Raw genomic sequence first — 12,067 nt, forward strand, 5'->3', positions numbered from 1 at the left:
TTTTTTATTGCCTTTTTTAAGCCTTGAGTTATTTATTCCCATTTTTTGGCCCTTGACTTTTTACCGTGAGTCTTCTGAATTAAAAAGGCAGTGGCCTAAGTACAGGCCTCTAGGGCTCGGCCCCTGCCGGGGAGTATTAAGCCACTGCCGGTTTAAACTTTCTTATCCCTTCCTTTTCCACCCAACCTAAGGACCCCTAAGAATAAAAAGGTAGTGGCCATACAGGCCTCTGGGGCTCTACCCCTTCCGGGGAGTATAACCACTACTGGTATTTTGAGCAGTGGTCATACGGTCTCTGGGCTCTACCCCGCAGGGCTGACCCTGCCCCAAGGACCGGGTCATCGGCCTCTGGACTCGACCCCCTGACGGAGGCGTATGACCACTGCTGATTTCAAAGGGCAGCGCCCTTTGAAATCCATGCTAGGTTTAACTATTGTTCTTTTGTACTAATTCATTAGTACATTTCTTTGTTTTTATTTTATCGAAAGTGAACTAAAAAATCAACCTTTTTCGTAATTTTTTTAATATTCATTTTTTTGTTCAAGCCCTTTCCTGTTTACGAAAGTCATGGCATGAGGTACAATCAGGTTGGCTATAGTGATCCGCATCAAGGGTATGACACTTCCTGCAAGCTTCATCGGAAACGGTCCAGCTATGCAGTTGGTGGCAGGAAAGGCACTCTACTTGGTGCTGAGGAACCCTATGTTTACCGGTTTGCTCCACTGGATGACAGCGGGTACATACCTGATTGGCCGAAGTATATACCGGCCGGAATTCCGGTTGTTTCCAACGAATGCCATGACAGCCACCGTTGGCGCAGAAGGACGTTTCTCCTTTTTTAGCGGCATGACAGGCAAAACACTCTCTGCTCTGCTTCTTTCCATGATTTACAGGCCAATCTGAGGCAAGGTGGGAAAAGGGTTTTTCTCGATTACTTACCAGCCCTGCTACCAACTTTTGCAGGTCTAAAGTTTCCCCCTGCACCGGTATAGGTAATGAATGACACAGGTCACAGTCCTGGCGGATCACCCGGCGGGCAGAAGTAACGGCTGTATTACGAGTAACATGTTTACCGTCGTGACAGCGAAAGCAGCCCGGAAAGGTACGGTGCCCCAAATTGTCGGGATAAGTATCCCAAGCTATTTCCTGTTCCGGAAAGTAATTTCCCTCATATAGGGCTCGCCAGGTCGCATAGGTCTTCTCCAAAATTTCTTTTTTACTGCGGTAAAATTCCGGATAGTTGCGTCGGTAAAACTCGTCTGCTTCTTTCACAGCCTTCTCAAATTCTTCCTTACTCCGAGCTCCTCTTCTCAGCACGGCAATTGACTGCTTCTTCACCCAGGGAATACCGGCGTCAATCTTGCCACTGGCCAAAGCCTCATCCACTATTTCCTCCGGACTGGGAAACAGGTGGGAAACCCGGTTATGACAATCAATACAGTCCATGGTCCTTTTAGGTGCTTTGGCTATGTACTCGTCTGTTAATCCGGCTTCAGGATCAACATAGTCGATAACGTTACCCTCAGGATCTATCACCCGGACCCACGGGATTTTCTGTTTCTCTTCGTCTGTTGCGATATACTGAATCTTATTCTCTACATGCCAGTGTATCCCGTAACCTTTCCCTTCCCGGGCCGCTCCACCCCCAATTTTCATTACCAGGGCTATGCTGCTGCGAGTGTTTTCTTCATCGGCCCGGTAGTGCTGGATTATTTTCACTTTATCATCATAAAAGGCTTTGGTCCAGTGGCATTTTTCACAGGTTTCCCGGGCCGGACGCAAGTGGACGATGCGCACCGGCTTTTCATAAACACCAGTAAGATTTTTCCAAACCTGGGTGACTTCCGTCGCCTTACGCATTACCATTTCCGCCGAAAGACCGATCCCTAAATGGCAACTGGTGCAGGGTACCTCCGCATGGGCGGAATCCTTATAAGTCACCTTCTGAGGTGTCATAAGGTGACAGGCCGTACCACAAAAGTCAGAGCTGTTGGTAACCTCCCAGGTTGCAGCTGCCAGAACAGGAAAAGCAACGGCCATGGCGATCAACCCGATGATAAGGGTTACTTTGGAAACACTTACTTTTCCCTGCTCTTCAAAAATTTTTAATACCCCACAAGATTAACCCCCTTCCCTTGCTTTTCCTGGTTCCTCCTTAACCTTTTGCTCCTCAGCAAAGTGCTTTAAAGCCGTCAGACCGGACATGGTACCTAAACCCATAGTTTCCACCGCCGAACTGGGCACAATTACCAAAGCGCCCTTTTCTTTCAGGCCTTCGTATAAGATGTTCATGGCCCGCAGTTGCAGCGCAATTTCGTTTCCTTCATAGGCTCGAGCAGCTTCCGCAAATTTATGAGCTATTTCTGTTTCTGCCGTCCCCAGAATGATCCTTGCCCGTCTTTCTCTCTCGGCCTGCGCTTCCCTGGACATGGCTTCTTGCAGTTCTGCAGGAATGATAATATCCCTGATTTCTACCGCTTGAACAGCTACACCCCATGGTTCTGTTCTCGCATCAATGATTTTCTGCAACTCCTCGTCTAAATGTTCTCGAGCCGCCAGTAACTCTGAAAGAGGAGTACGACCAATTACTTCTCGCAGCGCCGTCTGAGCCGCCCAGGAAACAGCCGTCTTGTAATCGGCAACTTCCATGGCAGCTTTTTCCGGATCCCATACCACCCAGAATAAGACGGCATCCACATCCACCGGTACGGTGTCTTTGGTAAGAGCCTGCTCGGCAGTAAAGGTGGTGATCATAATCCGCTGGTCGATCCAGGCAGCAACCGTATCTACCAGAGGTATGATTAGAAACGGACCCGGTCCGGCAGTTCGGTAGTACCTACCCAAGCGCAGTATTACAGCCTTTTGCCACTGGTGGGCGATCCTAATCGAAGCTAAAGACAAGGCTGTAAGTGCGATGGAAATTGCAATTAGAAATATGTTGACCTGCCAAATGCCCAGGACCAAGCCTGTCATCCCCATGAGGAACAGACTAATCACTATTCCGAACTTAACCGGAGTCTCCGGCAGGGATTTTTTCCCCGCGTCGGTATTGTCCAGCGGCTTCGGTGGTATCATATTCAACCCTGTTCACCCCCCTTCTCCTCTTGAATGGCTTTCACTTTCTCTGTTAAAGCCTGCAGAACCTCCTCGGGAGAAAAACCTAAATTGTAAGATTCTACCAGTGTTCTTTCAATTATTTCCTGCAGTCGCTTCCGGCGGAAATCTTCCTTCGGAATATCCACTTCCCGCACAAAAGTCCCCTTCCCCTGCCGGGTAGCCAGTATACCTTCCTGTTCCAGCTCCGAATAAACCCGGCTGACGGTGTTGGCATTTATTTTTAAGCTGACCGCCATCTGCCGGACTGTGGGAAGCCTGCTGCCCGGCGGGTAATATCCGGCCGCAATCGCATATTTAATAGCTTCTTTAAGCTGTATATAGATGGGGACCCCGCTTGTAAAATCTATTTTAAAATTTTCAAAATTCACTCTGCCACCACCAATTGTACTATTGTTCTAATACAATTATATAATTGATTGCTAATTCCTGTCAACTAAAATAGCCAGCTTTTTCAGCTGGCTATCCGGTAACTTTTATTTTTCTGCTTCGGCTGAAGGGATGAAAAAACTGTTCCCTGAGTTCACAATGCTGGTTAAAAACCACCGTTGCACTGTGCAGAAATTCCTTTTTTAAATAATATCGCAGATCCAAAAAGCGTACTACATGGTTATTGCCTAGCTGCTGGTATATTACATAAAAATGAGGGGTAAACTCCCTAAAAATTCTACCTATCGTGCTTTCCATGGCAGCTTTGATAATACGGTTCTCCCGGTGCTTTTCCAGCTTAGCGTATATGGTCAGGGCCCAGGAAAAAACGCCCATCTCCCCGGTATAACAGGTTGTTTCCGTTTCCACTAAAAAATACCATTTCCAGATACTGAGCAGGGCTGGCATAACTACTATCTTCTTAATCTTCTCACCGTGAAATTTTCGACGAAGGTAGCCGTGAATAATTCCTGTTAAAACGAATCGCAGCAGAAGATAAGCAATCAGTGCCATCACACTTACCCGTACCAGCTCAGGGGAGATAAAGGAACCAAATGTTATACCAGTTAAGATAAAGAGAAATATCGGATCGGTAATATTTAGAAGATTTAAAGCTATAAGCTTGTTGCTTAAGGGCCAGAACAGGCGGAGACCGTGAGAATTTAAGAGATCCAACAAACTATGGGAAACAGCCCCTAGGAAGGTCCACCACCAAATAAAGGAGAAAGAAGTGGTAGGAAAAAAGAGATGTAACACAAAAGCAATGAGCCCGCTGAAACCTATAAGACCGGGCAAGGAATGGGACATCCCCCGGTGATTTTTCAAATATACCACTTCGCCCTTTAATTGGTACAGTATATCCAAGTCAGGAGCCAAAGATCCTAAAGCTGCCCCCAGGTAAACAGGATTGGTCAGCGAAAAGGCCTGTCCGGAGAAAGAAGCCGCCGCCAGACCGGCCAAGGTATGAGTTACCGGATCCATCCTCTCCCATCTCTCCCTTTCCACAATGATAACCTTCTCTGATTATAACATAGATTATAACATAGAACGGCAAACTTGCCGTTGGCCGAATCCTGGTCCTTTCAGTAAATAAAAAACCCTGCTGTACGCAGGGCTCGAACTATCTCTTATTTCCCCTGGAAATTCGGTTTTCTCTTTTCCAGGAAAGCTTTAGCTCCTTCGTTTTTATCCTCCGTGGCGCAGGCCTTCCCGAACAGCTCTGCTTCCAGGGCCAACCCTTCCTTGAGGGGCATCTGCAGCCCCCGGTTGATGGCTTCCTTGCAGAGTCTTATGGCCACCGGACCTTTGGTGAGTATCTTTTTAGCCATTTCCTTAGCTTTTTCCAGAGCCTGGCCGGCAGGCACCAGTTCGTCGGCCAGACCAATCCGGTAGGCTTCTTGAGCATCAATAGCATCACCGGTAAAAATCAGTTGCTTGGCCTTACCTGCCCCGACCAGCCGCGGAAGGCGTTGGGTACCCCCGTAACCCGGAATAACGGCCAAATTCACCTCCGGCTGTCCCAGCTTGGCATTCTCCGCCACCACCCGAATGTCACAAGCCAGCGCCAGTTCACACCCGCCTCCTAGAGCATAACCATTAATAGCACATATGACGGGTATGGCCAGCTCTTCAATCTTGTCAAAAATGGCCTGACCTCTAGCAGACAGCTCTCTACCTGCCTTTTCATCCAATTCGGGGAACTGCCGGATATCAGCACCGGCCACAAACGCCTTTTCCCCTGCCCCGGTAATAATCAGCACTCCTATCTCCTTATCGGAAGCTACCTGGTCTAATGCTTCATCCAGTTCAGCCATAACCTGAGCGTTTAGCGCATTGACCGGCGGGTGATCAATAGTTATTACCGCTATTTTTCCCTCCACCTCCAGCTTGACTAGCTTTTTCTCCTTCTCCATGAGGAACACCTCCTTAAATTTTTATTTATTCAAAATATATGCAAAATTCATACCACTTAATTTCCAAGTCCCCATAGACCTCTTTTTTGCCTCCGGGCCTCCTGTTCCAGAGACAAAAAAAGATCAGCATACTTTACGTTAGGAGGCACTGTCATTACCCTGGCATAGCCCCTTCTAACCAGCTCCGCATTCACAAAAGTATCGCCTATGTACACGTAGGACAACAGGCGGCCGTATCTATCTCTTTCCTGTACGTCCAATTCAAGCTTGACCCACCGCCCCTCTACCAGCCTCCGGGTAAAAGCGGTTGCTTCCCGGCCGTAAGGCTCTACCCCTTTGGAAGGGTGCTTCGTTTCCGGTGTATCAATTCCGATTAACCGCACTCTTTCTTTCCGGCCTTTATTTAACCGTACGATTATGGTATCGCCATCAACTACCCGCTCCACCTTGGCTACCAGTTGTCCGGGTGGATGAAACGGTGCCGGAATAAGTTCAAGAAAACGGTTCTCCCCCCTTCCTGCAACCACCAGGAACCCCAACACCAGAAGGAGGGTGCCCAGAAAATATCTTTTCATAGGTTACCTCCCAGAACTAAAAGTTCCTGCCTTAAGCAGGAACCAATTAGGCAGCTTGGGCGGAACTTAAAGAATATCCTTTAGCCATAAAGCCAGCCTTTCCCACCCGATGTTCGGAGCCTCTTGCGTAGAATACCGGGCATCAAACCCCGATATACTCAAAGCCTCGTAAATTTGGCGATAGTTAGCGGAGATGGTATTGGGAGAAATCGCATACTTCCCGGCGAGGTATTGCTGGGTTACCTCTTTCATATACTCTAAACGGGCAATTGAGTACTCTACCGTCGCTGCCCAAACGGCCGGCTTGCGGAACCGGGGTTCCTTTTGTTTGGTAAAATCATACCAAAGCTTTAAAGCATTACCAATCTGCTCCGGTGTATAGCCGTCTTCCTCCATTTTATCCTGGATTAAGAGAGCCACTCGCCGGTAGGCAGGCTTTTCCCACCGGTAATCAGACACTGCAGGGGACTTGGAACCGTTAAGAATACCCAGTTTTTTCCGGACTCTATTCAGGTCATAGGAGAAATCTCCCTGCTTCTCCATCTTACGCAACAATTCTTCTACCTGTCGTCGCCCTTCTGAAGTCTTGCACTTAGTTCGCGGAGTTTCCCCTTCCAGTTCCGGGTTCGGTTCATCAATCCAGCGAGTGAAATATTCCTCCCAATGAAGGTTCTGCAGCAGCTGCCCCAGTTCAGGCAGCAAATCTGCCGTTAAATCTCTTAATCTTGAATATTCTTCTAGCAGGACATCCCCGCCGGCCAAATTTTTGAGATTCGGTTGGCGTTCAGGACCTTCAAGGGTTTCAGCCAGTTCTTCCACCATGGTCCGCAGGTCGAGTCCTCCCAGCTGCAAGTACTGGTCCCAGTCGAAAACTCCTTTCGAAGCAAATTCTTTCCGGTAAAAATTGTAGTCTTCCAGAATCATTTTAATAAGAGCGTCGAAGCAAAAGCCAGGAATAATATCTGCCCGCAAGGAAACTTCGTAGTAATCCCCCGCCGCCAACAAGCGGGTAACCACCAGGGAATTCGGCGCAAATTCATCCCCGGCTTTATCATGTTTCAAACAGTAAGTACCTCCCCGTAATAAATCCTCTAAAATAACACGGGTAGGTGACACCACCTCTTTAACCTTATACAGAGAAATCCTGGCCGAGATCCATTTTTCTAGAAGTTGTTGCTCCGCTCCATTTAAGCGGCTGTAAAATGCATCTTTAAACAAGGCAACAACCGTTTTATCTTCTTTGACCGGATAATCGAAAATGAACCACTCTAAAAATTCCAGCCACTGCTCTTCTCCCAGTTCTTCCAATTCGCTGTCTTCCAAGTCACCAAAATAATAAACGAAAGCACTGGCCTTGGCCTCGTCGAAAGCAGGATTATCAGAATAGTAACCTAATTTCGCCTTAAGAGATTTTACGGCATGCTCAAAGCGCCAGCGGTCAAAGTCAATAACCTTTTGGTCTCTGGCATCGCAGCCGCCTGCATATTCTTCCCCGTTGCCGTAAGAACTAGGGTTATTTTTCTGTTTCTTTTTCATTTCTTAACCTCCTGTGAATCACAGACCATTACTTTATTTTATTCCATGCCAACCTCCTGTTTCCTGCCTGAAAGAAAAAAATCAAAATCAATCCCTGAGGGTAGCCACCAGCCTCTTCGGCTTCAATAACAGGTTAAGACCGTCCCTGATATTTCTTACAACCACGTCGGCTGCCAGCAGACTGTGGGCAGAACACCCTTCTTCTTCTAGGACAAGTATGCCTAAAGCAGCTTTTTTAAGCATCAACCGGTCGTTATACCCGTTACCCAAAGCTGCCGTAAATTCGGCGCCTAGTTTCTCCACAAATTCAGCTTTGGTCTGCCCACCCGGCCGCGCCGGATCCATGATTACCAGTTTGGCGTTGATACTGCTGCAGGCTTCCCTGGCTTTGCCGAAAGTATCGGCAGTCAACACAAAAACTTCTAGCTTTTCGGCCAAAGTATTAATTTGCGATATCGTTTCTTCTGATATATGACCTTCTATCGCTATGGTTCCGTTCATATCCAAAACCAGGTACTTCAGGATAATGTCTTTTCGGCCCGGTATGTTTATCCGCAGCATCTGCAAGCCTCCCCATTCTAAAATTGTTGCTGTAAAACCTCAGGACCGGAGAAGGGGAAGCCAAACGGTAAATATGCTCCCCTTCCCAGGAGTGCTTTCCACTTCAATTCTACCCCCGTGTTCCTCAACAATCCACTTGGCGATGGCCAATCCCAGACCCGTTCCTTCCTCCCGGCGAGCTCTGTCGGCCCGGTAGAACCGTTCAAAGATATGGGGCAAATCTTTTGCTTCAATGCCTATCCCTGTATCGGCAACCCATATACCTGCCCACCGCTCATTTTTGCGGTAAATGCCCAGGGAAACCCGACCTCCGGCGGGGGTATACTTAAAGGCGTTATCCAAGAGGATTAAGAATACTTCTTTGAGATAATCGGCGTTGGCCAAAACCTTATCCCGGGAAGACAGAGTAAGGTCATCTACCCCGAAATCTACTTCACCCGCTCGCAGTTGCCCCTGTCGGATCACTTCCTGTACCAGGTCTTTTAGTGATAGCGGCTCTTTTTCCAGTCTTAAACCTGCGTCAGCCCGGGCCAGGGCCAGCATGTCTTTCACCAACCGGGACATTCTTTCGGTTTCGGAAGCAATGTCGGCCAGTACCTCCCGAAACATTTCAGGATCACTATCACCAATTTTTTGTAACAGTTCTACGTTGCCTCGTATGGTGGTAAGGGGGGTTCGCAGCTCGTGGGAGGCATCGGCTACAAACCTCTTTTGCACCGCATAACTTTCTTCCAAACGTTGATAGACGGCCTGAATACGGGTAAGCATATCATTGAAGGTAGCCACCAGACGCCCTATTTCATCCGGCGGCCCGTTGTAATCAATTCGCCTTTCCAAATCACGGGCTTCTTCGATCTCCGCAGCGGTTTGGGTAACCCGGTCTATAGGACGGAGAGCAGCTCCAGCCAAAAACCAACCTACCGTCGCCGCCAGGAGCAAACCTATACCGCTTCCGGTCAGAAGTAACCAACGCATCCGTCCCAGGGCCGTGTCGACCGGCTGGAGGGAACGGCCTACCTGCAGCAGGCCTATTACCTGGTTGTTTACCATTAAGGGATAATTATATATACGAAGACTGCCACGGGAAGTGGTAATTGTTTCATAAAATGTCTCGGCCTCCGCTGCCAAGCGCAGGGTCTTTTCCCCCAGAGGTAACACGCGGGATCCCAAGTTGCGGGATCTGGTCATCACTTCACCGGTATTATCCACAATCTGGAGGTAAGTATCCGGAGCGGCAAAAACATCTACATCCGGGAGCACTATTTTCCGGAGCGGCAGGGGGAAATGTCCAACTACCCGGATTGACTTTACTACTTCCGCCGCCTGCCGGGCTAAAGCCTGATCGATTTCCGCCCTGAGGTAGTAAGCCAGGAAAAAATAGAGAAGCATACCTAAAAATAATAAAGTAGCACCAAAAACAGTGCTATACCATAGAGTAAGACGCATCCTGATAGACATTGCATTCACTCCTGCTCCTTGAGGACATATCCTACTCCTCTTACGGTATGAATTAATCTTTTTTCCCCTTTTTCCTCCAATTTTTGGCGAAGCATTCCAATATATACTTCCAGCACATTGGATTCCCCGTCATAGTCAAAACCCCACACACGGTCCATAATCAAGTCGCGGGAGAGTACCTGCCGGGGGTGCCGCAATAAAAGGGTGAGTAACTCAAATTCCTTTGCTGTTAAGCGTATCGGTCTATCTCCCCGGTAGACTTCCCGCGTCTTGAGGTCGACTACAAGGTCTGCGTAACGCAGAATCTGACTATCTTCCATATTCAAGCGGCGCCGCAGCAGCGCCCTTATCCGAGCCGTGAGCTCCGCCAGGGCAAAAGGCTTTACTAAATAGTCGTCAGCTCCTATGTCAAGTCCTTTAACCCGGTCACTCACTTCATCCTTGGCTGTCAGCATAAGAATAGGAACTTTGCTCCAGGCCCTCAGACGACGACAGACCTCCCAGCCGTCAAGACCCGGCATCATGATATCGAGGATAACCAGATCCGGGTTCCGTTCCGCCGCTAATTTCAGACCAGTCTCTCCATCATTGGCCACTATTACCTCATAACCTTCATACAAGAGGCTGCGGCGCAGCAAAGAAGTAATTTTGGGGTCATCGTCAATAACTAAAATACAGGCCTTCATAAACCCTACTCCTTTGGCACAACAGCCTTCTTTTTTTATGCTAACATAAAAGGCCCACCTAGAAAAGGGCGAGCCTTGAGAGCTCAAGATTCTTTCTTCTCTCCTTTATCTTCACCGGCTTCCTTCGTGACTTCAGTTAAATATTCTTCATCAGCTTTTTTAATTTTTTCCACCAGATACGAACTTATCAGGTAGACTTTATCCCCACGGCCGGTGGTACTGTAAAATGGAGCCGTTTCCGGGTCGCCAATAGGGCTTTGCTTTCCTATCAAAAGAATTCGTTCTTCTCCCTTTGGCAACTTCATTTTTACTTTCCAGGCGGGCTCTTTTAAACCGAATTTTTCAAGCTTCCCGGCTTCTTCCGGCAGGGAACGCTGGGGGGCGATCCAGGTTAGAGAAGATAACAGTTCCTCAACTCTTTTCTGGTTTGCTTCCTTTTCTGTCGGAACCACCAGCCACCATTCCTTTTGGTCATCCTTTCCGCGCTTTTCCAGGATTACTTTCCGGTTGTCCCCGTAAATCTCTATCCCCATCACCTCAGTCATTTTGAGGTTCCAGACGACCTCATTTTCCTTTTGAGTTACCTGCTCAGACGGGCGAGTAGAGTTAATATACACCACCAGCCCGACAAAAATAACTACCGCGATCAGCGTTTTTAGCCAGCGAAGCTTCATAAAGACCGCCTCCTGAGCCATACGGCGCCTCCGATAAGGAGAACCAGGGCCGGCATGCCTACCACTGTACCGTAAAATATACTTTTAGCCTGGGCGGGAGTGAGGAAGATATGCGGCATGCGCTCAGGTTTTGGTCTGATAGAAATGAGGGTTTCCTCTCCCAGTAGCCAGTCCACTGCGTTTACAAAGAAGTCAAGGTTACCTTGAAAAGACACGTTGTCCCCAGCTACAAAAGAAGAATTACCTACTACCACCGCTACCTTTTCTTCGGATCCTTCCCCCGTATCTTGAGGACTCGCGGCGGTCTTATCTTGTTCCTTGACTTCCCCTTGCGACGGTTCCGCCCCGTCTTTAGCGTCCTCGCGAGAAACGGCCACCGCCAGGGTTAACGGGCCGCTTATATCTGCCGGTTCCTTTCGTAATCTTTCGGAAGTCCAGTCGGTTTCTCCCCAGGACTGACCAGAGCTGGTCAGCAAGGGAGTTATCTTCAGACCCTTTTCCTGCTCATCAACCTTCAAACTTCGGGCCCGGGGCAAAACTAATAGCATCCGTTTTTCCATTAACTTTTCCGTAATAGGGTGACTGTTTAGTAACGGTACCGGGCTCAAAGCATCCATAAAGTAAGCTCGCGCCGGGTCCACTACGACATCCCGCTCAATTTGAACTCCCAGACGGTCCAACAGTTTTTTAGTCTCAGTGAGGGTCTCATCTTCCGGCAGGGGATCTACTAAAATCATCAGTTTTCCACCATTATCCATAAACTTTTCTAATCTCTCTCTCTCCGGGATATTCAAATCCTTTCTCAGTCCGGCCATAACTATTAACGCCGCATCGGCTGGAATATCTCCCTGGGTAGCCAGGTTTAAGCTCTTTACCGAATACCCTTCTCCCTCCAGGAATCGGCGCAGTTGAATACCTTCTCGGTCGGGATCCAGTTCTCCGTGACCCTGCAGGAAATAAATGACCTGGTTGTTTTTATGGGTTAAAGCTATAATGGCCCGGGTGAAAGCCTCCTCACCTCTAAATTCCGGCCCTTCAGGACCGTAATCCCAGAGATTGTACGGCTCAATCAGCCGGATATTTCCCCCTGCCTCAACCACAACGGTTCCAAACTGGCGCAC

Annotated in this window: 12 protein-coding genes; all 12 read right to left on the reverse strand. The window is 48.4% G+C overall.

Going from position 1 to position 12,067, the window contains the following annotated elements:
• Positions 1-540: 540 nt before the first annotated feature.
• Complete coding sequence (locus KKC1_RS05460) at positions 541-2,103, reverse strand: NapC/NirT family cytochrome c (protein WP_272946657.1); 1,563 nt, start codon at positions 2,101-2,103, stop codon at positions 541-543.
• Between the two features lie 18 nt (positions 2,104-2,121).
• Entirely contained in the window at positions 2,122-3,075 is a 954-nt protein-coding gene (locus KKC1_RS05465; RefSeq protein ID WP_192868096.1) for a slipin family protein, read from the reverse strand.
• A 2-nt stretch (positions 3,076-3,077) separates the two neighbouring features.
• Positions 3,078-3,485 carry a GntR family transcriptional regulator gene (locus tag KKC1_RS05470; RefSeq protein WP_192868093.1) on the reverse strand — a complete coding sequence of 136 codons (408 nt, stop codon included), beginning with the start codon at positions 3,483-3,485 and terminating at the stop codon, positions 3,078-3,080.
• A gap of 91 nt (positions 3,486-3,576) precedes the next feature.
• Positions 3,577-4,548 carry a metal-dependent hydrolase gene (locus KKC1_RS05475; RefSeq protein WP_088553490.1) on the reverse strand — a complete coding sequence of 324 codons (972 nt, stop codon included), beginning with the start codon at positions 4,546-4,548 and terminating at the stop codon, positions 3,577-3,579.
• A gap of 122 nt (positions 4,549-4,670) precedes the next feature.
• On the reverse strand, positions 4,671-5,456 hold the full coding sequence (locus KKC1_RS05480; RefSeq protein WP_088553491.1) for an enoyl-CoA hydratase-related protein: 786 nt from the start codon (positions 5,454-5,456) through the stop codon (positions 4,671-4,673).
• Between the two features lie 56 nt (positions 5,457-5,512).
• The gene (locus KKC1_RS05485) at positions 5,513-6,031 is read right to left on the reverse strand and encodes a thermonuclease family protein (protein ID WP_088553492.1); all 519 of its coding nucleotides are present in this window, start codon (positions 6,029-6,031) and stop codon (positions 5,513-5,515) included.
• Positions 6,032-6,097: 66 nt separating this feature from the next.
• Complete coding sequence (locus KKC1_RS05490; protein WP_088553493.1) at positions 6,098-7,567, reverse strand: DUF7986 domain-containing protein; 1,470 nt, start codon at positions 7,565-7,567, stop codon at positions 6,098-6,100.
• Positions 7,568-7,654: 87 nt separating this feature from the next.
• A complete protein-coding gene (locus KKC1_RS05495; protein ID WP_088553494.1) occupies positions 7,655-8,128 on the reverse strand; it encodes an HAD family hydrolase in 474 nt (157 codons plus the stop codon).
• A gap of 39 nt (positions 8,129-8,167) precedes the next feature.
• Positions 8,168-9,586 carry a sensor histidine kinase gene (locus tag KKC1_RS05500; RefSeq protein WP_088553495.1) on the reverse strand — a complete coding sequence of 473 codons (1,419 nt, stop codon included), beginning with the start codon at positions 9,584-9,586 and terminating at the stop codon, positions 8,168-8,170.
• 5 nt (positions 9,587-9,591) lie between these two features.
• The gene (locus KKC1_RS05505) at positions 9,592-10,272 is read right to left on the reverse strand and encodes a response regulator transcription factor (protein WP_088553499.1); all 681 of its coding nucleotides are present in this window, start codon (positions 10,270-10,272) and stop codon (positions 9,592-9,594) included.
• 83 nt (positions 10,273-10,355) lie between these two features.
• The gene (locus KKC1_RS05510; RefSeq protein WP_192868094.1) at positions 10,356-10,946 is read right to left on the reverse strand and encodes a DUF4340 domain-containing protein; all 591 of its coding nucleotides are present in this window, start codon (positions 10,944-10,946) and stop codon (positions 10,356-10,358) included.
• On the reverse strand, positions 10,943-12,067 hold a 1,125-nt coding region (locus KKC1_RS05515), incomplete at its 5' end, for a GldG family protein (protein ID WP_192868095.1). The genes KKC1_RS05510 and KKC1_RS05515, both read right to left, overlap by 4 nt.

The organism is Calderihabitans maritimus (assembly GCF_002207765.1).
In the GTDB taxonomy this organism is placed as follows: Bacteria; Bacillota; KKC1; order Calderihabitantales; family Calderihabitantaceae; genus Calderihabitans; species Calderihabitans maritimus.

Bases quoted from the DNA above. Each gene is read 5' to 3' on its own strand.
- KKC1_RS05465 (WP_192868096.1), bottom strand. From the start codon at position 3,075: ATGATACCACCGAAGCCGCTGGACAATACCGACGCGGGGAAAAAATCC.
- KKC1_RS05480 (WP_088553491.1), bottom strand. From the start codon at position 5,456: ATGGAGAAGGAGAAAAAGCTAGTCAAGCTGGAGGTGGAGGGAAAAATA.
- KKC1_RS05485 (WP_088553492.1), bottom strand. From the start codon at position 6,031: ATGAAAAGATATTTTCTGGGCACCCTCCTTCTGGTGTTGGGGTTCCTG.
- KKC1_RS05490 (WP_088553493.1), bottom strand. From the start codon at position 7,567: ATGAAAAAGAAACAGAAAAATAACCCTAGTTCTTACGGCAACGGGGAA.
- KKC1_RS05495 (WP_088553494.1), bottom strand. From the start codon at position 8,128: ATGCTGCGGATAAACATACCGGGCCGAAAAGACATTATCCTGAAGTAC.
- KKC1_RS05500 (WP_088553495.1), bottom strand. From the start codon at position 9,586: ATGTCTATCAGGATGCGTCTTACTCTATGGTATAGCACTGTTTTTGGT.
- KKC1_RS05505 (WP_088553499.1), bottom strand. From the start codon at position 10,272: ATGAAGGCCTGTATTTTAGTTATTGACGATGACCCCAAAATTACTTCT.
- KKC1_RS05510 (WP_192868094.1), bottom strand. From the start codon at position 10,946: ATGAAGCTTCGCTGGCTAAAAACGCTGATCGCGGTAGTTATTTTTGTC.